Annotated in this window: 22 protein-coding genes and 1 pseudogene; 7 read left to right on the top strand and 16 right to left on the bottom strand. The window is 69.0% G+C overall.

The annotated features are described in order from the left end of the window. The first annotated feature begins 210 nt into the window (after nucleotides 1-210). A complete protein-coding gene (locus tag ACWCRB_RS26870) occupies nucleotides 211-1,242 on the top strand; it encodes a sigma-70 family RNA polymerase sigma factor (protein ID WP_450998479.1) in 1,032 nt (343 codons plus the stop codon). 30 nt (nucleotides 1,243-1,272) lie between these two features. Here ACWCRB_RS26870 and ACWCRB_RS26865 read toward each other — a convergent pair. After that, nucleotides 1,273-1,470, bottom strand: a pseudogene (locus ACWCRB_RS26865) (STAS domain-containing protein); the annotation flags it as partial. A gap of 193 nt (nucleotides 1,471-1,663) precedes the next feature. Here ACWCRB_RS26865 and ACWCRB_RS26860 point away from each other — a divergent pair. Further along, nucleotides 1,664-2,584, top strand: a complete 921-nt coding sequence (locus tag ACWCRB_RS26860; RefSeq protein ID WP_450998478.1) for an AEC family transporter — start codon at nucleotides 1,664-1,666, stop codon at nucleotides 2,582-2,584. Between the two features lie 48 nt (nucleotides 2,585-2,632). On the opposite strand, the gene ACWCRB_RS26855 is transcribed toward ACWCRB_RS26860, so the two are convergent. From ACWCRB_RS26855 to ACWCRB_RS26830, 6 genes are all read right to left on the bottom strand, one after another. Further along, nucleotides 2,633-3,916 (bottom strand): thymidine phosphorylase, encoded by a 1,284-nt coding sequence (locus ACWCRB_RS26855; RefSeq protein ID WP_369036610.1) that lies wholly within the window; start codon nucleotides 3,914-3,916, stop codon nucleotides 2,633-2,635. 125 nt (nucleotides 3,917-4,041) lie between these two features. Next, complete coding sequence (locus tag ACWCRB_RS26850) at nucleotides 4,042-4,440, bottom strand: cytidine deaminase (protein ID WP_450998477.1); 399 nt, start codon at nucleotides 4,438-4,440, stop codon at nucleotides 4,042-4,044. After that, entirely contained in the window at nucleotides 4,437-5,699 is a 1,263-nt protein-coding gene (locus ACWCRB_RS26845; RefSeq protein WP_450998476.1) for an ABC transporter permease, read from the bottom strand. The genes ACWCRB_RS26850 and ACWCRB_RS26845 overlap by 4 nt, the downstream gene beginning before the upstream one ends. Next, entirely contained in the window at nucleotides 5,696-6,826 is a 1,131-nt protein-coding gene (locus tag ACWCRB_RS26840; RefSeq protein WP_450998475.1) for an ABC transporter permease, read from the bottom strand. Before ACWCRB_RS26840 ends, ACWCRB_RS26845 begins: the two co-directional genes overlap by 4 nt. Then, nucleotides 6,823-8,472 (bottom strand): ABC transporter ATP-binding protein, encoded by a 1,650-nt coding sequence (locus ACWCRB_RS26835; RefSeq protein ID WP_450998481.1) that lies wholly within the window; start codon nucleotides 8,470-8,472, stop codon nucleotides 6,823-6,825. Before ACWCRB_RS26835 ends, ACWCRB_RS26840 begins: the two co-directional genes overlap by 4 nt. A gap of 228 nt (nucleotides 8,473-8,700) precedes the next feature. Further along, a complete protein-coding gene (locus ACWCRB_RS26830) occupies nucleotides 8,701-9,747 on the bottom strand; it encodes a BMP family lipoprotein (RefSeq protein ID WP_450998474.1) in 1,047 nt (348 codons plus the stop codon). 310 nt (nucleotides 9,748-10,057) lie between these two features. On the opposite strand from ACWCRB_RS26830, the gene ACWCRB_RS26825 reads away from it, so the two are divergent. Continuing rightward, nucleotides 10,058-10,750 (top strand): DUF6445 family protein, encoded by a 693-nt coding sequence (locus tag ACWCRB_RS26825; protein WP_450998473.1) that lies wholly within the window; start codon nucleotides 10,058-10,060, stop codon nucleotides 10,748-10,750. A 102-nt stretch (nucleotides 10,751-10,852) separates the two neighbouring features. On the opposite strand, the gene ACWCRB_RS26820 is transcribed toward ACWCRB_RS26825, so the two are convergent. Continuing rightward, entirely contained in the window at nucleotides 10,853-11,881 is a 1,029-nt protein-coding gene (locus ACWCRB_RS26820) for a BMP family lipoprotein (RefSeq protein ID WP_450998472.1), read from the bottom strand. A gap of 308 nt (nucleotides 11,882-12,189) precedes the next feature. Beyond that, nucleotides 12,190-13,437 carry a M20 family metallopeptidase gene (locus ACWCRB_RS26815; RefSeq protein ID WP_450998471.1) on the bottom strand — a complete coding sequence of 416 codons (1,248 nt, stop codon included), beginning with the start codon at nucleotides 13,435-13,437 and terminating at the stop codon, nucleotides 12,190-12,192. 368 nt (nucleotides 13,438-13,805) lie between these two features. Between ACWCRB_RS26815 and ACWCRB_RS26810 the strand changes: the two genes are divergently transcribed. Beyond that, nucleotides 13,806-14,468 (top strand): class I SAM-dependent DNA methyltransferase, encoded by a 663-nt coding sequence (locus ACWCRB_RS26810; RefSeq protein WP_450998470.1) that lies wholly within the window; start codon nucleotides 13,806-13,808, stop codon nucleotides 14,466-14,468. 16 nt (nucleotides 14,469-14,484) lie between these two features. Here the strand turns inward: ACWCRB_RS26810 and ACWCRB_RS26805 are convergent, their stop codons facing one another. The 7 genes from ACWCRB_RS26805 to ACWCRB_RS26775 form a co-directional block, all read right to left on the bottom strand. Next, nucleotides 14,485-15,192, bottom strand: a complete 708-nt coding sequence (locus tag ACWCRB_RS26805) for a hypothetical protein (RefSeq protein ID WP_450998469.1) — start codon at nucleotides 15,190-15,192, stop codon at nucleotides 14,485-14,487. Between the two features lie 7 nt (nucleotides 15,193-15,199). Next, nucleotides 15,200-15,820, bottom strand: a complete 621-nt coding sequence (locus ACWCRB_RS26800; protein ID WP_235475321.1) for an RNA polymerase sigma factor — start codon at nucleotides 15,818-15,820, stop codon at nucleotides 15,200-15,202. Next, nucleotides 15,817-16,047 (bottom strand): hypothetical protein, encoded by a 231-nt coding sequence (locus tag ACWCRB_RS26795; protein WP_450998468.1) that lies wholly within the window; start codon nucleotides 16,045-16,047, stop codon nucleotides 15,817-15,819. Before ACWCRB_RS26795 ends, ACWCRB_RS26800 begins: the two co-directional genes overlap by 4 nt. A 490-nt stretch (nucleotides 16,048-16,537) precedes the next feature. Then, entirely contained in the window at nucleotides 16,538-17,761 is a 1,224-nt protein-coding gene (locus ACWCRB_RS26790) for a hypothetical protein (RefSeq protein WP_450998467.1), read from the bottom strand. Nucleotides 17,762-17,858: 97 nt separating this feature from the next. Next, complete coding sequence (locus ACWCRB_RS26785) at nucleotides 17,859-18,794, bottom strand: N-acetylneuraminate synthase family protein (protein WP_369036600.1); 936 nt, start codon at nucleotides 18,792-18,794, stop codon at nucleotides 17,859-17,861. A 12-nt stretch (nucleotides 18,795-18,806) separates the two neighbouring features. Further along, nucleotides 18,807-20,126, bottom strand: coding sequence for a cytidylyltransferase domain-containing protein (locus ACWCRB_RS26780; protein WP_450998466.1), 1,320 nt, complete (start codon nucleotides 20,124-20,126; stop codon nucleotides 18,807-18,809). 65 nt (nucleotides 20,127-20,191) lie between these two features. Next, entirely contained in the window at nucleotides 20,192-21,508 is a 1,317-nt protein-coding gene (locus ACWCRB_RS26775) for a DUF6716 putative glycosyltransferase (protein WP_450998465.1), read from the bottom strand. A gap of 198 nt (nucleotides 21,509-21,706) precedes the next feature. Between ACWCRB_RS26775 and ACWCRB_RS26770 the strand changes: the two genes are divergently transcribed. The 3 genes from ACWCRB_RS26770 to ACWCRB_RS26760 all read left to right on the top strand — a co-directional run bounded on the left by ACWCRB_RS26770 (nucleotide 21,707) and on the right by ACWCRB_RS26760 (nucleotide 25,510). Further along, entirely contained in the window at nucleotides 21,707-22,693 is a 987-nt protein-coding gene (locus ACWCRB_RS26770; RefSeq protein ID WP_369036597.1) for a glycosyltransferase family 2 protein, read from the top strand. Next, the gene (locus tag ACWCRB_RS26765) at nucleotides 22,693-24,063 is read left to right on the top strand and encodes a polysialyltransferase family glycosyltransferase (protein ID WP_450998464.1); all 1,371 of its coding nucleotides are present in this window, start codon (nucleotides 22,693-22,695) and stop codon (nucleotides 24,061-24,063) included. The genes ACWCRB_RS26770 and ACWCRB_RS26765 overlap by 1 nt, the downstream gene beginning before the upstream one ends. Before the next feature lie 244 nt (nucleotides 24,064-24,307). Then, entirely contained in the window at nucleotides 24,308-25,510 is a 1,203-nt protein-coding gene (locus ACWCRB_RS26760) for an acyltransferase family protein (protein WP_450998463.1), read from the top strand. Nucleotides 25,511-25,522 lie beyond the last annotated feature (12 nt).

Here is a 25,522-nt window from a genome sequence, read left to right as displayed (position 1 = left end):
GTCCGGCGTTTGAGGACAAGGCCCGTTCAGGGCCGGAGCGGGGGTCTGGGGGCGCAGCCCCCAGGGATGGGAACGGGTAGGGGCGGCGGGGGCGAAAACCCTCTCACCTGCACCTTCCCTCACACCACGCGCCGTTGTCAGTGGGCTGCGCTAGCTTCGTCGTGTTGGGTCGCGATGGGGCGACGAAGGCAGCCATGGGGTGGGTTGGCGATGAGTGACGGCACTGCTACCGCTACGACGGATCTCGATCTGCAGCTCGAACGACATCGTGTCGAGCTGACCGGCTACTGCTACCGCATGCTCGGCTCCTCCTTCGAGGCCGAGGACGCCGTGCAGGACACGATGGTCCGTGCCTGGCGGAGCTACGAGAAGTTCGAGGGGCGGTCCAGTCTGCGTTCCTGGCTGTACCGCATCGCTACCAACGTCTGCCTGGACATGCTCACCGCCGGCAACAAACGCGCCCGCCCCATGGACCTCACCGACTCCACCCCTCTCGCCCGCGCCGCCCTCTCCCCCCGCCCGGACAACACCTGGCTGGAGCCGATGCCGGACGCCCGCGTACTGCCCACCGTCGAGGACCCGGCGGAGGCAGCCGTGGCCAAGGAGTCCGTCCGGCTCGCCTTCATGGCCGCCCTGCAGCAACTCCCCGCGAAACAACGGGCCGTGCTGATCCTCCGGGAAGTGCTGGCCTGGAAGGCGAGCGAGGTCGCCGAGTTGCTCGGCACCTCCGTCGCGTCCGTGAACAGCGCCCTCCAGCGGGCCCGCGCCACCCTCGCCGAGAGGGACCACAGCGCCGCCGACGCCGCCGTCTCCGACCCCCTCGACGAGGAGCAGCAGAAGCTGCTCGAGCGCTATGTCGCCGCGTTCGAGGGGTATGACATGACGGCGCTCACCGCGCTGCTGCACGAGGACGCCGTCATGACGATGCCGCCGTTCGACCTGTGGCTGACCGGGCCGTCGGACATCACGGGCTTCATGACGACCCTCGGTGCCGCCTGCGCGGGCTCGCGCCTCGTGCCGGTCGCCGTCAACGGCCTGCCTGGGTTCGCCCAGTACAAGCCGGACGAGGAGACGGGCGGCTTCTCCCCCTGGGCGGTCCAGGTGCTGGAGATCTCAGACGGCCGGATCACCGGGTTCCACTGCTTCCTCGACACAAAGCGCTGGTTCCCGCTCTTCGGGCTCCCCCTCCGTCTCCCCCTCGATGGCGAAGGAGAGGCCGACCAGGTTCAGGAGGGCGAGTAGGGCGGGGGTCGGGTCCCGGAGGCGAATCGCGCCTCCGGACCGGCGGGCCGTGAGCTGGAGGCGGGCCAGTAGTTCCACCGCGTCCAGGCCCGGCGGGCCCAGCCCCGCCACATCGCACACCACCACCCCGCTCCCGTCGGCGCCCAGCAGCGCACGCACGTCCTCGCACAGCCCCGGCACCTCATCCCTGGTGACGGGGCCGGTCAGCACGAGTACAGCCGGTGTCATGGCATCCACGATCGGTAGACCGGGCAGCCACCCGTAACTCATCGCCCGCCTCCACCTCGGCTCTCGCCCACCCGTTGAGATCGCTTTGACTCGCACCGCTCCTGCCCCGGAGAGTTGCGTGTATGCCCCACGAACCGGCCCCGCCCGCGATACCCCACGGCCTCCTTCCCTCCCCGCCCACGAAGGAGGCTCCGTGCAGGGGGTGTTGACCGGGTTCGCGGTGATCGCCGTGGTCATCGGCGTCGGGTATGCGATCGGGCTGCGCGGCTACCTCGGGGACAACGGGCGCGAGGTCCTGACCAAGCTCGCCTTCCACGTGGCGACCCCGGCCCTGCTGTTCACCACGCTCGCCAAGGCCGACCTGTCGGTGATCTTCTCCAGCCGGCTCCTGGTCACCGCGCTGAGCACGATCGCGGCGGCGAGTGTCTTCATCGCGGTGGGCGTCGTACGCCGCTGGGGCATCGGTCGTACGACGATCGGTGCCCTCTGCTCCAGCTACGTCAACTCCGGCAACCTCGGTATCCCGATCGCCGTGTATGTGCTGGGGGACGCCTCGCTCGTCGCGCCGGTGCTGCTGTTCCAGCAGATCGTGGTCACGCCGATCGCGCTGACCGTCCTCGATCTGACGAGCGGCGGTGAGAAGGGGCCGCTCTGGCGGCAGTTGATCACGCCGTTGCGCAATCCCATCGCCGTCGGTTCGCTCTCCGGGGTGCTGGTGTCGGCGACGGGGCTCACGGTTCCGGCTCCCGTCATGGACCCGCTGACCCTGATCGGCAACATGTCCGTGCCTGCGGTGCTGCTGGCCTTCGGTATCTCGCTGTCCGGCAGCACCCTGCCGTTGCGCGGCTCGGAGCGGACTCCCGTACTGCTGTCGGTCGCCCTGAAGTCGGTCGGTCAGCCGCTGGCCGCCTGGGCGCTGGGCGCGGGTGTCTTCGGCCTGCGCGGCGCGCCCCTGCTCGACGTGGTGGTGACCTCGGCCCTGCCCGCCGCCCAGAACCTGTTCACGTACGCGGGCCGCTACCGCGTGGCGGAAACCCTGGCCCGCGAGTCGATCCTGCTGTCGACCATTCTGGCCGTACCGGTGCTGGTGGTCGTGGCGGCGCTGCTGGGCTGACCACAGCCTGGGAGAGGCCTCCCCCCTCCCAGGCGCCCGCCTACCTGCTCACGCGATCCGCTCCAACACCACCGGCGCCGCCGCGAAGTCCGTCCCCGCCGCCCCAATGTCGTACGAACCCTCGACCGCCTGGAGGGCGTACTCGAAGCGCTCCGGGGTGTCCGTGTGGAGGGTCAGCAGGGGCTGGCCCGCCGTGACCGTGTCGCCCGGCTTGGCGTGGAGTTCCACACCCGCGCCCGCCTGTACCGGGTCCTCCTTGCGCGCACGCCCCGCGCCGAGCCGCCAGGCGGCGACGCCGACGCCGTACGCGTCCAGGCGGGTCAGGACGCCCGAGGCCGGGGCCTTGATGACGTGCTGCTCCTTCGACGTGGGCAGGGGGGCGTCCGGGTCGCCGCCCTGGGCCGCGATCATGCGGCGCCAGACGTCCATCGCCGAACCGTCGGCCAGCGCCTTCGCCGGGTCGGCGTCCTTCACACCGGCCGCGTCGAGCATCTCGCGGGCCAGGGCGAGCGTCAGTTCGACCACATCGGCCGGGCCGCCGCCTGCCAGGACCTCGACCGACTCCCGTACCTCCAGCGCGTTGCCCGCCGTCAGGCCGAGCGGTGTCGACATGTCGGTCAGGAGGGCCACCGTCCTGACGCCGTGGTCCGTGCCCAGGCCCACCATCGTGGACGCCAGTTCCCTCGCGTCCTCGATCGTCTTCATGAAGGCTCCCGTGCCCACCTTCACGTCCAGGACCAGGGAGCCGGTGCCCTCCGCGATCTTCTTCGACATGATCGACGAGGCGATCAGCGGGATCGCCTCGACCGTGCCCGTGACGTCCCGCAGCGCGTACAGCTTCTTGTCGGCCGGGGCCAGACCGTCGCCCGCCGCGCAGATCACCGCGCCCGTCGAGTCCAGGACGTGCAGCATCTCCTCGTTGGAGAGCAGGGCGCGCCAGCCCGGGATCGACTCCAGCTTGTCCAGGGTGCCGCCCGTGTGGCCGAGGCCCCGGCCGGAGAGCTGCGGTACGGCGGCACCGCATGCCGCCACCAGGGGGGCCAGCGGGAGGGTGATCTTGTCGCCCACGCCTCCCGTGGAGTGCTTGTCGGCCGTCGGGCGGGACAGGGCGTCGAAGTTCATGCGCTCGCCGGACGCGATCATCGCCGCCGTCCAGCGGGCGATCTCGCGGCGGTTCATGCCGTTCAGGAGGATCGCCATGGCGAGCGCGGACATCTGCTCGTCGGCGACCTCGCCGCGCGTGTACGCGTCGATGACCCAGTCGATCTGGTCGTCGCCGAGTTCACCGCGATCCCGCTTGGTGCGGATGACGGAGATGACGTCCATGGCCATGGCTTGGCTTCCTTCCGGTGGTTCCAGTAGTTCTGAGAACCGGTCGTTCTGCGAAACTGTGCGGCCCCCCGGAGTCCGAGTGACTGATCAACTCAGCCGACCAACTCCAGGGGGCCGTACGGGAGTTACTTGGTGAGATGGTCCGGGCCGAAGGCCTGGGGAAGCATCTCGGAGAGGGGCAGGATGCCCGCCGGGGTCTCCAGGAGCAGGGTCGCGCCCCCGAACTCGTACAGCAGCTGTCGGCAGCGGCCGCACGGGACGAGGATGTCGCCCTTGCCGTCGACGCACGTGAAGTGCGTCAGCCGGCCGCCGCCCGTCAGCTGAAGCTCGGAGACCAGGCCGCACTCGGCGCACAGGCCCAGCCCGTACGAGGCGTTCTCGACGTTGCAGCCCGAGACCGTGCGGCCGTCGTCGACCAGGGCCGCGGCGCCGACCGGGTAGCCGGAGTAGGGGGCGTACGCCCGGGACATCGCGTCCCGCGCCACCGCCCGCAGCTTCTCCCAGTCGGCCCCGCCGGCGGTCACTTGCCCTGTCCCTTCCTGTACGGCATACCGTCGGCCTTGGGCATCCGCAGGCGTTGCGCCGAGAAGGAGAGCACCAGCAGGGTCACGATGTACGGCGCCGCCGTCACCAGCTGACGCGGGACCTCGTTCGTGTCGGCGTACCAGAAGAACATCAGCGCCGAGATGACGGCCGTGATCACGGCGGGCACGTACCGCTTCTTCCACACCAGGTAGGCCACGCCGACCACCAGCAGGATCGCCAGGAGCAGGATCAGCGCGTGCACGTTGGTCGTGCCGCCACGCAGGTTGAGGCTGTCGGTGTAGCCGAACAGGCCCGCGCCGAGGGCGAGTCCGCCCGGCATCCAGTTGCCGAAGATCATCGCGGCGAGACCGATGTAGCCGCGCCCGGCGGTCTGGCCGTCGAGGTACACGTTCGAGGCGACGATCGACAGGAACGCGCCGCCGAGACCGGCGAAGCCGCCCGAGATGATCACGGCGAGGTACTTGTACTTGTAGACGTTGACGCCCAATGACTCCGCCGCCACCGGGTTTTCGCCGCAGGAGCGCAGGCGCAGGCCGAAGGCGGTGCGCCACAGGACCCACCAGGTGCCGGGTACGAGGGCCACCGCGATGACCGTCAGCGGGGAGAGGTCGGTGACCAGACCGCCGAGGAGGCCCCCGATGTCGGAGATCAGGAACCAGTGCTTCTGGTTGAGCGTGTCCAGCCAGCTGGACAACCCTGGGATGTCGAAGGTGCCGAGGGAGTCGATCGGCGGGGACTGCTTGGAGGAGCCGCCCTCGGCGTTCTCGAAGGTGAACTTCGAGAGGTAGCGGGCGGTGCCGAGGGCCAGGATGTTGATGGCCACACCGGAGACGATGTGGTTGACGTTGAAGGTCACCGTCGCGACGGCGTGCAGGACGGCGCCGAGGGCACCGCCGATGATGCCGAAGATGATGCCCGTCCACGGGCCCCACTGGTAGCCGGCCCAGGCACCGAACCAGGTGCCGAGGATCATCATGCCTTCGAGGCCGATGTTGACGACGCCCGCGCGCTCGGCCCACAGTCCGCCGAGGCCCGCGAGGCCGATCGGGACGGCGAGGCGGAGGGCCGTGGACATCTGGCCGGTGGAGGTGATGCCGTCGGCGCCGGTGATCAGGCGGACGACCGATGTCAGGACCAGCACGCCCGCGATGATCAGCAGGAGTACCGGGAGCGAGATCCGGCGGCTGCCCTTGCCGGGCTGCTGCGCCTGCGGCTTGGCGATGGTCTGGGTGCTCATCGGGCCGCCACCTCCTTCTGGGTGGTGTTGTTGTCGGCGGCGGCTGCGGCCAGTTCGGCGCCCACCTGACGCTGCTGGCGGCGCAGACCCCACTGACGTACGGCCTCGTACGAGATGACGACCGCGAAGACGATCAGGCCCTGCATGATGGTGGCGATCTCCTTCTCGTACGCCACCGGGGTCGCGTAGTCGAGGGCGGGGGACGCCTTGTCGAGGAAGGCCCACAGCAGCGCGGCGAACGCGATGCCGCCGGGGTTGTTGCGGCCGAGGAGGGCGATGCCGATGGCGGTGAAGCCGAGGCCCGCCGGGAAGCTCAGGCTGTAGGTGTGGACCTCGCCGAGCAGCAGCGGCAGGCCGGACATGCCCGCCACACCGCCGGAGATCAGCATCGAGATGAGGACCATGCGCTTGGCGTCGACGCCGGAGGCCGCGGCGGCGGACTCGGACTCGCCGGTGGCGCGCAGGTCGAAGCCGAAGCGGGTGCGGTTGAGGACGGCCCAGTACAGGATGCCGAGGAGGACGGCGAGGAAGACCAGGCCGTAGATCTCGCCGACGTCCGCGCCGAGGTCGATGCCCGGGACCCAGCCGGACTCCTTCATGATGCCGGTCGTGTTGTTGTTGCCGACCTGCACGCCCCAGTTGTCGGAGAGCATCAGCCAGCCGATGAGGCTGGTGGCGATCGCGTTGAGCATGATCGTCGCGACGACCTCGCTCACGCCACGGGTGACCTTCAGGATGCCCGCGATACCGGCCCAGAAGGCACCGGTGAGCATGGCGACCAGGAGGAGGAGCGGGATCTGGAGGAAGGACGGGAGCGAGATGTTGGCGCCTACGGCGGCCGTCATCATCGCGCCGAGGCGGTACTGGCCGTCGACGCCGATGTTGAACAGGTTCATCCGGAAGCCGAGGGCGACCGCGAGGGCGGCGATGTAGTACATCGACGCCTGGTTGACGATGAGGACCTGGACGTCGGAGAACGACGCCTGTTCCAGCATCAGGGCGTACGGCTCGAACGGGTTGCGGCCCGAGGCGAGCAGCACCACCGAGGTCAGGGCGATCGCCGCGACGAGCGCGATGACCGGCCCGGCCACCGCGAGGAGCAGCCGCTCCTTGTCGAACTTCTTCATCGGGCCTCGTCCTCCCCGGACTCGACGTGCTCCAGGTGGCCGGTCGCGGCACCCGTCATGGCCGAGCCCAGCTCTTCCGGCGTGATGGTGGCCGGGTCGGCGTCGGCGACCAGCCTGCCGTTGTAGATGACGCGCAGGGTGTCCGACAGGCCGATCAGCTCGTCCAGGTCGGCGGAGATCAGCAGGACGGCCAGGCCTTCGCGGCGGGCCTCGCGGATCTGGTCCCAGATCTGTGCCTGGGCGCCGACGTCCACACCCCGGGTGGGGTGGGCGGCGATCAGGAAGCGGGGTTTGTGGGTCATCTCGCGGCCGACGATCAGCTTCTGCTGGTTGCCGCCGGACAGCGAGGCGGCGGTGACGTCGATGCCGGGTGTGCGGACGTCGTACGCCTCGACGATGCGGCGGGTGTCCTCCTGGGCGCCCTTCGGGTCGAGCCAGAAGCCGCGCTTGCCCTTGCTGTTGGGCTTCTCGGTGACATGGCCGAGGATGCGGTTCTCCCACAGGGGGGCTTCGAGGAGGAGGCCGTGGCGGTGGCGGTCCTCGGGGATGTAGCCGATGCCGTGCTCGCGGCGCTTGCGGGTGGGCCAGGGGGTGATCTCGTCGCCGGCCAGGGCGATGGTGCCGGAGTCGGCGTTCTTGAGGCCGATGAGGGCTTCGATCAGCTCCGTCTGGCCGTTGCCCTCGACGCCGGCGATACCGAGAACCTCGCCCGCGTGGATGGTGAAGGACACGTTGTCCACGGCGAGTTTCACCGTGCCGCGCTGCACCTCGGACATCAGCATGCCGGCCGGTGTCTGGTTGCTGAGCTGGATGGTGCCCTTGTCGATGACGATGAGGTCGCGGACCTCGATCACCGGCCGGTCCGTCACCGTCGACTCCGCGGTCTCCGGCGTCGGCAGCTCGCTGCCCACCATCAGCTCGGCGAGCTGACGCGGGGTCGTGTCGGCGGGGACGGCCGTGCCGACCGTCGTACCGCGCCGGATGACGGTGATCTCGTCGGCGACCGAGAGGACCTCGCCCAGCTTGTGGGAGATGAAGATGACGGCCAGGCCCTCGGACTTGAGTTCACGCAGGTTCTCGAAGAGGGCGTCGACCTCCTGCGGGACGAGGACGGCGGTCGGCTCGTCGAGGATGAGGGTCTTGGCGCCGCGGTAGAGGACCTTGAGGATCTCGACGCGCTGGCGGTCGGCGACGCCGAGGTCCTCGACGAGGACGTCCGGGCGGACGCTCAGCCCGTAGCGGTCGGAGATCTCCTTGATCTTCCGGCGGGCGCCGCCGCCGATGCCGTGGAGCTTCTCGCTGCCCAGGACCACGTTCTCCAGGACGGTGAGGTTGTCCGCGAGCATGAAGTGCTGGTGGACCATGCCGATGCCGCGTGCGATGGCGTCGGCCGGCGAAGAGAAGGCCACCTGCTCACCGTCGACCGCGATGGTGCCCTCGTCCGGCTTCTGCATGCCGTAGAGGATCTTCATCAGGGTGGACTTGCCGGCCCCGTTCTCGCCGACGAGGGCGTGGACGGTGCCCTTCTTCACCGTGAGGTGGATGTCGTGGTTGGCGACGACACCGGGGAACCGCTTGGTGATGCCCGTCAGCTCGACCGCGGTAGTCGATTGCGCGGCGAGCGGAGGGCTGCTGGACGCGTCGATGGCGCACTCTCCTCTGGAAAGGGGCCTCTCTACGCGCGTAGCGCCCCTGCTTTAAATAGTGCCCGGACCCGACCGGACTTGATCATTTACTGATTGATCCGTACCGATCCGTTCCGAGCATTCTGCCGCGTGAACGGGGCGCGGATTGGCCATCCTCTCCGCGCCCCGTTCCATGGCCGTAACGCCGTTATTACAGCGTCTCGTGGACCACGCTCAAGTCCCCTGGCGTCAGGAGGTCTTGACCTTGATCGAACCGTCCTTGATGCCGGCCTCCGCCTTCGCCAGCGCGGCCTGCAGGGTGGCGTTGTCCTTGAAGACCGGGTTGGAGTCGGCCAGGCCGACACCGCCCGAGGCGAGGTCCGCGCGGACGACACCGGTCTCCGGCTTGCCGTCCTTGACCGACTTGGCCAGGTTGTAGACGGCGCCCGCGACGTCCTTCATGGCCGAGGTCAGGATGGAGTCCTTGTACTTGGCCAGCGCGTTCTGCTTGTACTGGTCCGAGTCGACACCGATCGCCCAGATCTTGTTCGCGGCGGCGGCCTTGATGACGCCCTGGCCGGAGAGACCGGCGGCGGCGTAGATGACGTCCGCCTTGTCGTCGATCATGCCCTCGGCCGCGTTCTCGCCCTTGTCGGGGCTGGAGAAGCCGCCCTCCTGCGCGGTCTCGGTCAGGTACTGCGACTTGACCGTGATGCCCTTCTTGGTGTCCTCGACGCCCTGCTTGTAGCCCGCCTCGAACTTGTGAATGAGCGGGATGTCCACACCGCCGACGAAGCCGACGACGTTCGTCTTGGTGGTGAGGGCGGCCGTGACACCGGCGAGGTAGGAGCCCTGCTCCTCGGTGAAGACCATGTCGGCGACGTTGTCGGCCTTGATCTGCTCGTCGTCGACGACACCGAAGGTCACCTTCGGGAACTTGGCGGCGACCTCCTTGACGGCGGGCGCGTAGGCGAAGCCGACGCCGATCACCGGGTTGTAGCCCTGCTTGGCGAGCTGCTCCAGGCGCTGGGCCTTGTCCGCGTCCGACTCGCCGTCCTGCGGCTCGACGGCGGTGCTCTTGTAGCCGAACTCCGCGTCGGCCTTGTCCATGCCGGCGGTCGCGGCGTCGTTGAAGGACTGGTCGCCCTTGCCGCCGACGTCGTAGGCGAGGGCGAGGCCCTTGCCTTCGCTGTCGCTGCTGCTTGAGGAGGAGGACGAACTGCCACAGCCAGTGGCGATGACGGCGAGGGTGGCGGACGCGATACCCGCAACCGCGATTCGGGACAGCCGGCGCATGGGACGAGACTCCTTTGTGCAAGCGCCCATACCAGGCGCTGGTTCCGCCGCAGCGTAACGCGCGTAGACCAGACGGAAAACCCCAACCGTCCGGTCCGTTATCGAGCTGTGGCCGCAGTCGCGGCCCACATTACGGACAGGAAGGCGCGCCTCACGGGAGGCAAGGGGCGTATGTGCAGGAACGATGCCCGGCCGGGTGTATCAAGGGCCAGTGATACGGCGGTCCGCTGACCGAAGGTTGACCAAAGCCGACGGAAGGTTGACCGAGTACAGACACAGGCAAAACCAAGCCCGCCCTACGTTCTGGCCCATGCCCCCACAGCCACCCCCTCCCCCCAGGGCCCCCGCCGCCCTTCCCGTGCTGCCGTACCGCAAGCCCACCAAGGGCCGCGACTACTGGGTCCTCGACGACGTCCTGCCCGACGTGGACGCCGTACGCGAGCGGTGTCTCGCCAAGGACGACTGGACGAAGGGTTACCCGTACACGTCGGAGAGCTGGCCCGGGCTGCGGGCCATGCCGGGCCTCGAACCCGCCGAGCTGGGGCGGATCGAGCGGCTGGTGCGGCAGGCGACCGGTGCGAAGGAACTGTGGGTGCAGAAGACGCCCGGCGGCGGCACCCTCAACCACAACTGCGTCCAGGTGGTCGGCGAGGGCGAGAGCACGCCCCGCCCGCACACGGACTCGCGATCACTGTGCCGGTACGCGGCGGTGCTCTACCTCAACCCGGGCGTCCCCAAGGACTGCGGGACCAGCTTCTTCCGCCAGTCCCTGCCCGGCGGCCGGCTGGGCGGCAACACGGTCCAGGCCCCGCACAACAGCCTGGTCGAGGCGCTGGGCACCCGGTTCGTGGCACCGGACGCGTTCGAGGAGGACGTACGGGTCCCCCACAGGTACAACCGCCTGCTCCTGTACAACGCCAACCTCGTGCACAGCGCGACCGGTTACTGCGGGACGACGCTGGAGGAGAAGCGGATGACGGCGGTCTTCTTCTGGATGGCGTGAGCCGCGTCCATCCTTGATCTGTGCCTGTACGACGGACAGCGCCCCGGTCTCGTGGACCGGGGCTCTGTCTGTTGTCCGACTCGGCTCAGCGGCCCGTCGGTGTCACTTGGTGTTGACGGTGACCGTGCCGTCGATGATCTCCTGCTTGGCCTTGTCGACCGCGGCCACGACGTCGGTCATCGCCTTGTACTTCGGGTTGGAGTCGGCGAACCCGACGCCGCCCGACTTGAGGTCGCCGCGCTGGACGCCGGACAGCGGCTTGCCCTCGTACACGGACTTGGCCAGGTCGTAGACCGCGCCGCCGACGTTCTTCAGGGCCGAGCCGAGGATGTAGTCCTTGTACTCGGCGAGCGCCTGCTGGCCGTACTGGTCGGAGTCGACGCCGATCGCCCAGACCTTGTTGCTCGCGGCCTCGGAGATCACGCCCTGACCGGACAGGCCGGCCGCGTGGTAGATCACGTCGGCGCCGGCCTCTATCTGGCCGCTGGCCGCGCCCTTGCCCTTGTCGGGGCTGGAGAAGCCGCCCTCCTGGGCCGTCTCGGTGAGGTACTGCGACTCGATCTTGATGTTCGGGGTGATGGACTTGGCGCCCTGGACGAAGCCCGCCTCGAACTTGTGGATGAGCGGCATGTCCACACCACCGATGAAGCCGATGTGGTTCTTCTTCGTCGTCTTGGCGGCGGCGACGCCGGCCAGGTAGGAGGCCTGCTCCTCGGTGAAGACCATGTCGGCGACGTTCTTCGCGCTGACCTGCTCGTCGTCGATGATGCCGAAGGTCACCTTCGGGAACTTGGCGGCGACCTCCTTGACGGCGGGCGCGTAGATGTAGCCGACGCCGATCACCGGGTTGTAGCCGGCCTGGGCGAGCTGGGTGAGGCGCTGGACCTTGTCCGCGTCGGACTCGCCGTCCTGCGGCTCGATGTCCCGGCCGCCCATCTTGAACTCCGTGGTGGCCTTCTCGAAGCCGGCGTAGGCGGCGTCGTTGAAGGACTGGTCGCCCTTGCCGCCGATGTCGTAGGCGAGGCCGATGCCCTTGCCGGTGTACTTGCCGGACTCCTCGTCGGAGGTGCCCGAGCTGGTGCTCGACTCACCGCAGCCGACAGCCGTGAGGGCGATGACCGCGACGGTCACCGCAGCTTGTGAGAACCGAGTCCTCCGAGAAATAAGACGCACAGCAGGCACCCCTTCATCCCCACGGCACCGTCCCCGGCCCGCTTACCCAATACGCCACCTACGGCAGCGATTGCGGCGCACAGTAACGCGCGTAGAAAGGGAGGGGAACGGGGTTTCGAAAGGCCGTTATCGATTCGTGCCGAGGGGGGTTACGTTTGCCCACTCAGGGTTACGTCGGGGTGAAACAAAGGGATGAAGGGGTACGTAAGGGATACGGGGAGGGGTGCTGAGCGGGGCGCCTGTCAGCACCCCCTCCGCGGGCATTCCTACCGCTGTCCGTCGATCAGCGCGGCGGCCGTGAACAGTTCCACGCCGACCGTGATCGCGTGCTCGTCGGCGTCGAAGTCGCCCTGGTGCAGATCGCGCACCCCGCGCTCCCCCGGCCTGCGCACACCGAGCCGGGCCATCGCGCCGGGCACCTGCTCCAGATACCAGGAGAAGTCCTCGCCGCCGAGGCTCTGTTCGGTGGTCTCGATGGAGTGGGCGCCGAGCCGGGCGGTCATGGCATCACGCAACAGCTCGGTGATCACCGGGTCGTTGACGACGGGCGGCACCCCGCGCACGTAGTTGATCTCGGACTTGGCGCGGTGCAGGTTGGCGATCTCGTCGATGGCCGCGTGGACCAGGTCGGGCGCCTGGTGCCAGGCGTCGAGGTCGAGGCAGCGCACGGTCCCGGAGAGTTCGGCGTGCTGCGGGATCACGTTGCAGGCGTGCCCCGACTCGATCCGGCCCCAGGTCACGGCGAGCCCGCTGCGGGCGTCGACGCGCCGGGCGACCAGCGCGGGCACGTCGGTGACGACCCGGGCGGCGGCGGTGACGAGGTCGGTGGTGAGGTGGGGGCGCGCGGTGTGGCCGCCGGCGCCGTCGAGGGAGACCTCGAGACGGTCGCAGGCCGAGGTGATGGGGCCGTGGCGCAGTCCGATGCGGCCGGCGTCGACCTTCGGGTCGCAGTGCACGGCGATGATCCGCCCGACCCCGTCGAGGGCGCCGCACTCGATGGCGTCGGTGGCGCCGCCGGGCAGGATCTCCTCGGCGGGCTGGAAGAGCAGCCGCACCGGCCGTGGCAGCCGGCCCTGCCTGTGCAGTTCGGCGAGCACGAGTCCGGCGCCGAGGACGACGGTCGTGTGGATGTCGTGGCCGCAGGCGTGGGCGCGGTCGGGCACGGTGGAGCGGTACGCGCAGTCACTCTTCGTGTCCGGGATGGGCAGGGCGTCGATGTCGGCGCGGAGGGCCAGCATGGGCGGAACGGTTCCGCTGCCCGCCCCCTCGGAGCCGGCACCGATGTCGCCGATGTCACAGATGAGCCCGGTTCCGATGGAGAGCACGCGCGGCTTCAAGCCGGCCTTCTCAAGCCGTTCCTTGATCGCGGCGGTCGTACGGAACTCCTGGTTGCCCAGCTCCGGGTGCATGTGCAAGTCACGCCGGAAGGCGACGAGTTCGGCGCGCAACGCGTCCGGCAGTGTGCCGGGAAGCGCGGCTTCCCCGGGGAGATCGGCCTCGGACTCTCGGGACATCAATTGGTTCACCCTTTGAAGGGTAGGACGCCCGGGCGGTCAACTGACCCACGATCAACAAAAGTTCAACCCGATAGGGGAAGAAAATCTGGCCGCCAGAGGCATATTCGTGCACTGGAGTGGGTAGACTCGCCCGCCTTTCCGGCCGATTCGGATCATGCGGGCACTTTCCGGGCACCCGTGTCCGTCCACCCCCCTCAACGATGCCACGCGGCCGGTCGCCCCGCCGGTTCTGTCCACCCACCGAAACGACCACGGTCACGGCACATGAACGGCCGAGGGCACACCGCGTGAACACTCGCCCACACTCGCAGCGGCCCGTGAAAACGCCCCCTTCCCCGCACCGGCCCCGGGTAACGTGCACCCCCGTGACCGCCCCGACCCATGACTTCATCCACGCCACCCGCGCGTCCTACGACGCCATGGCCGCCGACTACACAGAGCGATACGCGGACCACCTGGCGGACCTTCCCCTGGACCGCGCCCTGGTCGCCGCCTTCGCCGAGCTGGTGCGGGCCGAGGGCTCCGCCCCCGTCGCGGACGTCGGCTCAGGGCCCGGCTATGTGACCGCGAGACTGCACGCCCTCGGCGTCCCGGTGTTCGGCGTGGACCTGTCCCCGCGCATGGTGGCGCTGGCCCGCCGGGCCCACCCCGAACTCCGGTTCCACGTCGGCTCGATGACGTCCCTGGACCTCCCCGACGAGACCCTGGGCGGAGTGCTGGCCCTGTACTCGATCATCCATGTCCCGGACAGCGATCTGCCCACGGTGTTCACGGAGTTCCACCGGGTCCTGGCCCCCGGCGGCCATGTCCTGCTCGGCTTCCAGGCGGGCGCCGACGACGGCCATCTGCACCTCTCGGAACGCTTCGGGCACGAGATGTCGCTGGACTACTGGTTCCGTACGCCGGACCGGGTCGCCGAACTCCTGACCAAGGCGGGCCTGACCGTGCAGGCGCAGACGATCCGGGAGCCGTACGAGGAGGAGACCCGCCAGCGGGCGTTCCTGCTGGCGCGCAAGCCGGTCGCGTAGGCCGGGGCCCGACGGCTCACGCGGTGATGAGGGTCTCCCAGTTGTCCGCCAGAGCCGGACTGGGCTGGGGGATCGGCCCGTGGTCCTCGTCGGCGGGTGCCTCGACGAGGTCGTCGACGGCGTCCTTGACGGCCGCTTCGGGCACGACCGTGTCGGTGGCGGGCAGGGCGTAGCGGACGGTGGGGCCGAGCGGCGAGCCGACGCACGCGAGGTCCGCGTCGTGGTCGACGGGGGTGTAGGCACTCCAGCCGAGGCGTTTCAGTACGCGCAGCTGTCTGGCCCAGTGCTGGGCGTCGCGCAGTTCGCTGTGCAGCAGGTGCAGCAGGTGCAGGCACAGCGCGCCGGTGACGTTGCCGGCGCCGGCGGTGAACTGCCACCAGAACTGGGCGCCTTCCTCCTTGTCGGCGAGGAAGAGGAGGCAGGCGAAGGTGAGGGCGCCGTCGGGTTCGCGCGTGGTGTCGAAGGCCGTGATGTGGAGTGCGGCGTCGTGGTCGTGGACGATGCCCCGGCACAGCACCCGCAGGTCCCGTGCGGCCTGTTCGTGCAGGGCGGGGGGCAGTTCTAGGGCCGGGACGGGGGCCGAGAGGAACCGCACCCAGCGCAGCTCGTGCAGTTCGCCGGCGATGCTGTGCCGGGCTGCTTCGAGGTCGGCCTCGCCGTACTCGCCCTGGAAGACGCGGGCACGGCTCAGTGCCTCGTCGATGCTGCGCGGGGTGCGGTTCACGGGCTCATCACTCCTTGTCGTCGGTGTGCTCGTCGAGGTGGTAGCCCATGGCGGTCGCGAGCCGTTGCTTGGCGGTGCGGCGGGTGGAGCGGACGGTCGCTTCGCTGATGCCCATGATCAGGGCGGTGCGCCTGGTGTCGAAGCCGAGCGCGTCCCGGAGGACGAGCACGTCGAACTGCCGTTCGCTCAGTCGCGCCATCCGCGAGTAGAGGCCCAGGCCTTCTTCGAGTTCGGTCACCTCTCTGTCGTATTCGGCGCGGAAGGTGGCGCGGAAGGAGTCGAGCAGGGGTGCGGCGGCGGCCCGTATGGCCCGGGCGAACGCCAGGGTCTCGGTGGTCGTGGCCGGGCTGCGGCCCAGCACGGCCAGTTCACCGGCGACCCGCTGCTTGAGCAGGGCCCAGGCGTAGGGACCGCGGTTGCCGCGCTCCAGCCGGGGCCAGATGACCGCCAGGTAGAGAAAGACGCCGTTGACCAGGCGGCGGGCGGCCTTGTCGTTGCCGAGGTGGATACGGCTGTACTCGTAGTAGGGCTGGTCGTAGCGGGCGTGGAAGTCCCAGAACGAGGCCGGGGTCCGGGCGCCGGGCTGCCGGATCGTATGCCCTGCGGGTTCGGGTGGCGGGCTGGTCATCGGCGGCCTCCCTCGTCCAGGGAGACCTTGGTGGGGGACGGTCCGGACGGGGGCTGCGCGGACCGGGACGGGGGTTGTACGGAAGGGGACCGATGCTCGATCAGGGCGTCGGCCCCGATCCGTACTCCGGCGCCGAGGAGGCGCCGCACTAAGAACCACACGTCGGGCGCGAAGGATCGCGCCGCGGCGGCGAGGGCCAGCACGAAGCCGGCTACGTCGTAGTTCACAGTGGTCGTTTTCCTTCTTTCGCGGCGGCGCCCGACCGTTCCGTCCCCCGTTCGGGTCGGGAAGGCACCTGGAGCCTTGTTGCTCCAGGGAACAGACAATCGGATCGCCCCACCGAAATGTGCAGTCCACCCAGCTGTCGCTTCTAACGGAAGGTGACCTTCCTTCTACCTACAGATCATCTGACGATTTGCTGACGCATACCGCCATGATCCGCCATGCCGTCCGCCAGGCTTCGCCACCCCGACTCAGCTGCCCATCTGTCAAAAAGGGAGATTTCCGACCCTTATTTGCGCGAACACGAACCCACCCGACCGCGAAACGACTGTGATGCACATCACCCACTCGCCCCAGGGGTCCCGACCGACACCATGACCGCATGGCACGCCGCACTCGCCCGGCTGCGGGCGCCGGGGTCGATGGTCCGGAGGAGCCGCCTCGTCACGCGACGAACAGAGGGAGACCAGGTACCGGAGTTACGGAGTACGGGCGTCAGCCCGTCGCCTTCGCTTCCTTGGCCGGGTGTTCCGACTCCGTCGACACCCGCTGTACGTCCCGGGCCGAGCCCGTGACGCCCGACAGGAAGCCCTGGGCCCTCGGTGATGCGTTCGCCGTCAGCCAGGCCGGGTCGATGTCGCAGACCGCGACCTTGACGTCCGTGCCCGCCAGGGCCAGGGGGAGGGTGTGGACCACCGTGGAGGGGAAGCTGAGGATCGTACGGCCGATGGGGCCTCTGCGGGCGATCAGTTCCAGGGGGAGGTCCGGGCGGACCACCTCCAGGCCTGTGCAGGCCGCCAGGTCGTGGAGTTTCTCGGGGCTCTCGCGGCGGTGCGCGAAGTAGCGGGTCACGCCGTGGGCCTTGGCGAGGGTGCGGACCGCTTCGCGATAGCGATCGGCGTCGACCACGCCCGTCTCCACCAGTGACGTGCCGACCATGTCGGCGCCCTCGGAGATGTGCGGGGGGCCGAAGCGGGAGCGGGTCCAGGCGAAGTCGTTGGAGGTGACCTCGACGCCCTTCGGGGTCTCCTCGATCGGCATCGAGGAGAAGATCTCGACCCGGCGCTTGCCGCCCGGGGTCAGCCGGCGGCGGGCCTTCGAGGACACCGGGATGAACAGCAGGTCCCGCGCTCCGGGGCGGCGGGACTTGCGGTGCCAGCGCACCAGGCGCTCGCCGCGCGCCAGTTGGGAGACGAACTCCATGGTCGCCGTGCCGTCGTCGACCACGACGAGGTCACGGGCCTTGGTGATGTTGAGAAGTACCTGTACGTAGCGGGAGAACGGGTCTCCCATGACGATCCGCTGTGTGCGGCGCAGGAGGGGCGCCAGGCCGCCGATCGTACGGAACGGCGCCGACGTTCCGGCGCGCGCGTCCTCCCAGCGGACCTCGTGGCCTTCGTCGCGGGCGAGTTCGGCCATGCGGCGCAGCTGGCCCCGGGTCATCGGGTCGACCGGGGACAGGACCACCAGGGTCAGTCCGCCCGCGGCGGGTTCCCGGTGGACCGTCGGCCGGTTCTGGCCTCTGCGCCAGCGGCGGGACGCCTGCCCGGGGACGTTGCCCTTTTTGCGGGCGGAAACAGCCGACGCCGGACCGCCGGCCCCCTCCGGGCTGAGCGCATGCGCATGCACATGCGCCCATTCCAGCACGTTCAGGAGCTGGACCGGACTCTCGACGAAGGCGAGAGTTTGGGGGCCGGTGGTACCGGCGCGAGGGCTCATCGACGTACGACCGTCGCTTCCGTGAGTACGGACTGGGGGATCCGCGTGGACGGAGTGGTCACCGGCTGGCGCCGGTGAAGCCGCTGAGGGACGCGGATCAGGCGGTGACGGGCTCGCCCGCGGCAGCCGCGATCTCCGCGTCGGCGATGACGCCGGAGACACGGCGCAGCTTCTTCATCGGGCCGATCTCGGACTCGTAGACCTTCTTGACGCCGTCGCCGAGGGACTCCGAGATGATCCGGATGTCACGGACGAGGCGGGTCAGGCCCTGCGGCTCGACGGAGGCGGCCTGGTCGGAGCCCCACATCGCGCGGTCGAGGGTGATGTGACGCTCGACGAAGGTGGCACCGAGGGCGACCGCGGCCAGCGTGGTCTGCAGGCCCGTCTCGTGGCCGGAGTAGCCGATCGGGACGTTCGGGTACTCCTTCTCCAGCGTGTTGATGACGCGGAGGTTGAGCTCCTCGGCCTTCGCCGGGTACGTCGACGTCGCGTGGCAGAGCAGGATGTTGTCGCTGCCCAGCACCTCGACCGCGTGACGGATCTGCTTCGGGGTGGACATACCCGTCGACAGGATGACCGTACGGCCGGTCTTGCGCAGGGCGACGAGCAGCTCGTCGTCCGTCAGGGACGCGGAGGCGACCTTGTGGGCCGGGACGTCGAACTGCTCCAGGAACGCGACGGCCTCGGTGTCCCACGGGGAGGCGAACCAGTCGATGCCGCGCTTCTTGCAGTGCGCGTCGATCTGGCGGTAGTCGTCCTCACCGAACTCCACACGGTGGCGGTAGTCGATGTAGGTCATGCGGCCCCAGGGGGTGTCGCGCTCGATGTCCCACTGGTCGCGCGGGGTGCAGATCTCCGGGGTGCGCTTCTGGAACTTGACCGCGTCGCAGCCGGCTTCGGCGGCCACGTCGATCAGCTTGAAGGCGTTCTCAAGGTCACCGTTGTGGTTGATGCCGATCTCGCCGCAGACGTAGACGGGCTGACCGGGGCCGGCGGTCTTCGAACCGAACGAGCGCAAGCGGGTGGAGGTCATGACTTTGGTTCCTTACTTCTTGTTGAGGGGGTCGAGAGAGGGGCCGAGGATCCAGCTGGCGATCTCTCGGATCGCGCCGTCGCCGCCGGGAACGGTGGTGACCGCGCGTGCGGCGCCGCGCACAACGTCGTGGGCGCTTGCGACCGCCACGGGCCAGCCCACGAGGGCGAAGCACGGGAGGTCGTTGACGTCGTTGCCGACGTAGAGCACGCGCTCCGGCGCGATGCCCTGCTCCTCGCACCACTGCTTCAGCGCGAGGTCTTTCCGGTCGATGCCGTGCAGCACGGGCAGCTGTAGCTTCCGTGCGCGAGCGGCGACGACCGGGTTCTGCTCCGAGGACAGGATCAGCATCTTGAGGCTGCTCTTTCGCAGCGCCGCGATACCGAGTCCGTCTCCGCGGTGCACGGAGACGAATTCCCGTCCCTCGGAGTCGATCAGCACCCTGTCGTCTGTCTGGGTGCCGTCGAAGTCGAGTACGACCGCGTCGATGTCGTCGGCGGTCGGGAGGGCGCCGGGGCGTTCCGCGTCGAAGAGCGTCGCGAGGGCCCGGGCGCGGGCGAGGTCGTGCGGGTCGTCGATCTCCAGCACACGGGCCGGGTCGGTGCGCACGGGTTCGGTGTGACCGAAGAAACGGTGCTTCGACTTACGGAAGCCCGCCGCGTCCATGGCGTAGACGGCGCCGGTCTCCAGGAGGTCCTGGGGGCGGTCCTGGCGGCGCGGCCGGAAGGACTTGTCGTGATTTACGCCATAGCCGCCGCCGACGGTCTCCGTCTCGGTGGTGGTGACCGTGTCGGCGCCGCCCTCGACGGCCGCGTGCTCGTCGGGTGCCGGCTGCGGGTCGTCGGCGGCGTCGCGCCAGATGAAGCCGTGGAAGGGGGCGACGGTCAGCGCGCTGTCCGCGCCGTTGTTCACGACCGCGCCGACGACGCCGTCCACGTCCTCGCGGATGATGAACGGGCTGGTGCACTGCACGAGCAGGACCACGTCGACCTTGGCGTTGTGCAGCGTCTCGTGGGCGTCCATGGCGTGCAGAACGGCGGCCTCGGAGGTCGCGGTGTCACCGGCGATGGCGGCGGGGCGCAGCACGACCTCGGCGCCGGCCTGGCGGGCGGCGGCGGCGATGGCCTGGTCGTCGGTGGAGACGACGACGTCCGTGACCAGCTTGGCGGCGAGACACTCGCGCACCGCGCGGGCGACCAGCGGGACCCCGCCGACGGGCAGCAGGTTCTTCGCGGGCACGCCCTTGGAGCCGCCTCTCGCGGGGATCACCGCGAGCACGCGGGGCCGCGCGGTCGCTCGGCCCGCTTGCGGGTTGGACTCCGGCTTGGACATTGCCTGTACTCCTTGACGCTCTTCGCGTGCTTGACGTTCGCGTGCCTGAGGGGGAACCCGGTCGGTCACAGCTCCCCCATGCGCCGGATCACGGGCGCGACGCGCTGCACGCCGTGCCGGTAGGCGCCGCGGGCCGCGCGACGCACGATCTGCCGCACCGCTCCCGGCTCCTTGTCGGCGGCCGGGGCTCCGGGCAGCGGAACGCCGTCGGGGCCGAGGTGGTGCCGAGCGAGAATACCCGGCAAATATCCGGGAGCCGTCATCGGTGTGTAGTACGGGGCCAGGGGCGGAAGCTTCGAGGATCCCAGAAGACGGTCGATCCTGTCGCGTGCCGCGTCGAAGGCAGTCTCGTACGAGCCATCTGCGGCGACACCTTGCCGGGCCACCCACTGGGCGTCAGGAACGGGCTGGTGACCGGCGTCCAACTGCTCCCAGGAAGCAAGGCAGCCGGAGCCCACGAAGTGGTGGTTGCCGAGCGCCTCGCGCACACCCAGGTCGCTCAGCACGACGGTCGGGATGCTGCGGTGCAGGGACTCCAGCGCGGCCGTGGAACTGATCGTGACCAGCAGGTCCGTGCGGTCGAGGACCTCGCCCATGTGCCCGTAGACGAGCTTGAAGTTCGACGGAAGGTCTGCGCGCTGGGCCAGTTTCTGGTACGGCAGTTCCTCGATGTGCGTGGTGTGCTCGCCGGGCTTGGAGCGCAGCTTGAGCAGCACCTCGCGCTCGGGGTGCAGCCGGGCGTGCTGCACGAGCCGGTCGAGCAGATACGTACGGTCCTTGCGGCTCTCCGGGACGGAGGGCTGGGCGGCGAAGACGACCGTGTAGGGGTGACCATGCTCACCTGTGTACGCCGCGCCCCCCAGGAAGGGGAGTGCGACTTCGGTCACAGAGGACGAATCGGCACCGACTCCGTCGTACACGGCCTTGAAACGGTCGGCGTCCTGACGGGAGTTCGCGAGGACCAGGTCGGCGCCGTGGCGCAGCAGCAGACCGTCGGCGAGCTTTTCGTAGACGACCCCGACATAGCCGGTGACGACGACGGGGCGCAGGGCGGTGTCGTCCCACACCTTCGCGAGGCCGTGCAGCATCGCCTGGACGCCGCCGCCGACGAGGGCGAGCACGAGGATGTCGTACGGCTCCTCCTGGCCCATGGCCCGCAGGAACTCGAGGGCGGTCACCTCACGCAGGGAGTCCGCCTTGACCCCTACCTCCTGGAGCTGGCGGGCGGTGGGGGTGGCCCGGCCTCTGAGGAGGTAGCCGTCAAGATGAATGTCCGAATTATCAGGAGAAATACGGCTGGCAGTGAGCGCACCCCATTTCCACCGAGTGTCGGAATCGGCGAGGACGGCGACCCTCATGGGGCTCGTGGTACTGGCTGGCACGCCCAAGACCTTAAGCCGACATGGGGGGCTTCCGCCGAATCCGGGGGCAACAAAGGGTTAACAAAAGGTCGCGTCGGCTTGAATCAAGACGTCAAACGTGCAGAAACCCCCTTGATTCACCGGCTCGACACATGTAGTTCACCCGACATCAAACCCCGGGTAAAGTGAGACCACCGGAGAGGCTCTAACCTCGGACGCGTGGTCAAGCTCTCCGTCATCGTGCCGTTCTACAACGTGCAGCAATACGCGCCCGACACTCTGAAGAGCCTGCGCGCCAACGCGCGCGAGGACTTCGAGTTCATCCTCGTCGACGACTGCTCGCGCGACGAGACTCCGAGCATCCTCGCGCGCGCAGAGCGCGAGCTGCCGGGCGCCGTGCTGGTCAGCCACGAGAAGAACGGAGGCCTGGCCACCGCCCGTAACACCGGTATCGACAAAGCACGTGGCGAATACCTCACGTTCCTCGACGGCGACGACTGGCTCGCTCCCGGCTATTTCCCCCAACTCCTCGCCGCTATTGAGGACTTGGGCTGCGATTTCGTTCGTACGGATCATGTCCAGTGCACCAGCAGGGCGCGTGCGATCCATCGGGTTCCGCACGGCCGGCGCGGGGTGGTGATGTCGCCGCGGGACGCGATCCTGCCGACCGACCGCTCCACCTCCGTCGACTACGCCTATGCCTGGGCGGGCATTTACCACCGCCGGCTCGTCGACCGCGGCATCCTGCACTTCACCGACGGGCTGCGTACGGCGGAGGACCGGCCGTGGATCTGGAAGCTGCACCGGGAGGCGGAGTCGTTCGCCGCCGTGGGGCTGCTCGGCGTGTTCTACCGGCGTGGTGTCGCCTCCTCGCTCACCCAAATCGGTGATGTTCGCCAACTCGACTTCATCCGGGCCTTCGACCAGGTGATCGAGGAGACGGCCCGGGACCCCGAGGCGGATAGGCTGCTGCCGAAAGCAGTGCGCACCTACTGCGCGATCATGGCTCATCATCTCGGAGCGATCGAGAGGTTCGAACCCGCCGTGGCCCGAAAACTGCGCTCGCTGAGCGCCGCCGCGCTGAAGCGGATGCCGCAGGACGTCCTCGCGGAGGCCATCGACTCGATGGACGCCCAGCGGGCCAACCGGCTGCGGAAGGTGCGGCGCAGGCCCGTCTCCGCGTCCGCCGGGACGGTGTCCGTCTGATGTCCCGCACCACCCAGATCTACTGCGCGTCGACGCTGTACGGCGCCGCCACGCTGGCCGCCGCCCTCGACGCGGGGCTCTTCGAGCCGGCCGACCGCCGGATCCTGCTCATCACCAACAACGCGGCCAACCCCGAGATCACCCCCGGGGTCGATGGAATGTCCGGTTTCGACCGGGTCCGTGAGCGGTTCGACGAGGTCCTGTCCTGGAACGAGACGATCGCCCCGTTCCACCCCAGCGGCTGGGGCCCGCGCGCCGACGACGTCCCGCTGTGGGAGCGGCATCTGCGGATGCTGTGGAACCTCGGCGACGACAACATCCAGCTGACCGTCGAGTCCGTGCAGGTCAACCCGGCCCTGGCGCTGTGCCAGTTGTTCACCGGCGCCCCCGTCGACGTCTACGCGGACGGCCTCATAAGTTATGGCCCCACACGCGAGAAGATCGACGCGCTGGTCGGCACCCGCATCGGACGGCTGCTCCACCTCGACCTCGTCCCGGGCCTCACCCCGCTGCTGCTCACCGAGTTCGCCGTGCCCGCCGAACTGGTGCCGACCGAGGCGTTCCTGAAGGTCCTGGGCGAACTCGCCGAGGCCGAGATGGAGATCACGGCGGCCACCGCGAAGAAGGACGCCAAGGAACAGCCCGCGCTGCTCCTCGGCCAGTACCTCTCCGCACTCGACATCCTCACCGCGGCCGAGGAGGAGGAACTGCATCTGCGCATGGTGCGCGGCGCCGTCAAGGCCGGGCACCGCGCGCTCGTCTTCAAGCCGCACCCGACCGCGCCCGCCGCCTGGTCGGGCTCGCTGGAGGCGGAGGCGAAGAAGCTCGGCGCCGAACTGACCGTCCTGGACCGGCCCGTGCTCGCCGAGGTCCTCTTCCAGCGGCTGCGCCCCGCGCTGGTCGTCGGCTGCTTCTCGACCGGCCTGTTCACGGCGGCGGGTCTGTACGGCATCCCGGTCGCCCGGGTCGGCACGGACACCGTGCTGGAGAAGATCACGCCGTACCAGAACAGCAACCGCATGCCGCTGACCATCGTGGACGCACTGCTGCCCGACCTCACGGACGCCAAGGCCGTGCAGAAGTGGTCGATGCCGTCCGGCAAGCAGGTCGGCAAGGAACTCGCCGGGCTCGTCAAGGCGATCGGCTTCTGCATGCAGCCCCGGATCTACCCGAGGCTGCGCCCGGAGGCGGAGGCATACCTCTCCAAGCACCTCACCGAGCAGACCTGGCGCTACTTCAAGCGCCGCCGCCTGACCTCGCTGGCGCTGCCCGGCGCGCTGCCGTCCCAGCTGTCGTTCATCCCGCGCAACGCGACCGTGCGCCGGATCGCGCGCCGGGCCCGGGCGCTGAGCAAGACGGTGAAGCGATGACAACAGGCCCCGCGGGCATCTAATCTGCCGAACGCGTCGCCACCGATTCGTATACGGACGGGTGGCGACGCGTTGGCGTGTGCGCGCAACCTTCGAGTGCGTGCATACGTCAATGACCTGACCGGTTATTCATCCGTCGGAGTTCTGTGCTACCTCTTTGGGTTGCCCCTGACTCTCCTGGTTACCGTCGATGAGTCAGCTTCGCTTGTTCTCTTCTCTTGTCCCCGCTGCGAAAGGCCACCCGATGACCGCGGCCGACCAGACCATGGCACCCCCGCTCCCGGCTCCCCCGCCGGGTCCGCGGTCCGGGAGTGCCGAACCGGCCGTTCCGCCCTCAGCCGAGGGTGCCAAGGCCGCCCGTCCGGTCAGTCGGCTCAGGGCGCTGGACGGACTGCGGCTGGTGGCCGCGCTCATGGTCTGCATGTACCACTTCGCCGGTAAGAACGGCACGGTCGCCGAGTCCTGGGACCAGTCGCCCGGTGTGATGTTCCCGACCCTGTCCGGGTTCGCCACCTACGGCAGCCTCGGGGTGCAGTTCTTCTTCGTCATCAGCGGCTTCGTGATCTGCATGAGCAGTTGGGGCAAGACGCTGGGCGACTTCTTCCGCTCGCGCATCGCCCGTCTCTACCCGGCGTACTGGGTCGCGATCGTCATGGTCACCGCCGCCTCGTTCGCGATGCCGGTGGTCGTTCACCATGTGCGCGCCGACGAGTTCCTGCTCAACTTCACGATGATGCAGCAGCCGCTGGGCAGCTCGCGTGTCCTGGGCGTGTGCTGGACGCTGTGGGTGGAGCTCAAGTTCTACGTGCTGTTCGCGCTGTTCGTGGTCTGGAAGGGCGTCACCTACCGCCGTGTGGTGACCTTCTGCATCCTGTGGACGCTGGCCGGCGCCTTCGCCCGGGTCGCCGACAACCCGCTGATCTCCGAACTGACCTTCCGCGACCACGCCCCCTTCTTCATCGGCGGCCTGGCCCTCTACCTGATCCACCGTTACGGCAGCGACCTGCTCCTGTGGGGCATCGTCGGCATGTCGTTCCTGCTGGGCCAGCGCTACTCGGTGACTGCCCTCTGGCACCCGGGCCCGCAGGGCGACTTCTCCCGCAACCCGTACGTGATCCAGCTGATCGTGCTGCTCGCCTTCGCCTCAGTGGCGGTGGTCGCGCTGGGCTGGACGCGCTGGGCGAACTGGAACTGGCTGACGATCGCGGGCGCGTTGACGTACCCCTTCTATCTGATCCACGAGCACCTGGGCTGGTTCTTCATCCGGGTCCTGCACCGCGGCTGGGGCCTCGACCCCTACCTGACGATCCTCGCGTCGGTGGCGAGCCTGCTGACGCTGGCCTGGCTCATGCACAAGTTCGTCGAGAAGCCCTTCGGGCCGCGTCTGAAGCGGACGATGACGCTGCAGTCGAAGCAGCTGGGCGAGAAGCTCAAGCAGGCCAAGTGAGTTGAGTGTGTG

It is taken from the genome of Streptomyces sp. NPDC002156, from assembly GCF_053593675.1.
The sequence above is the reverse complement of the archived record's forward strand: the minus strand, read 5'-3'. Positions and strand labels throughout refer to the sequence as shown.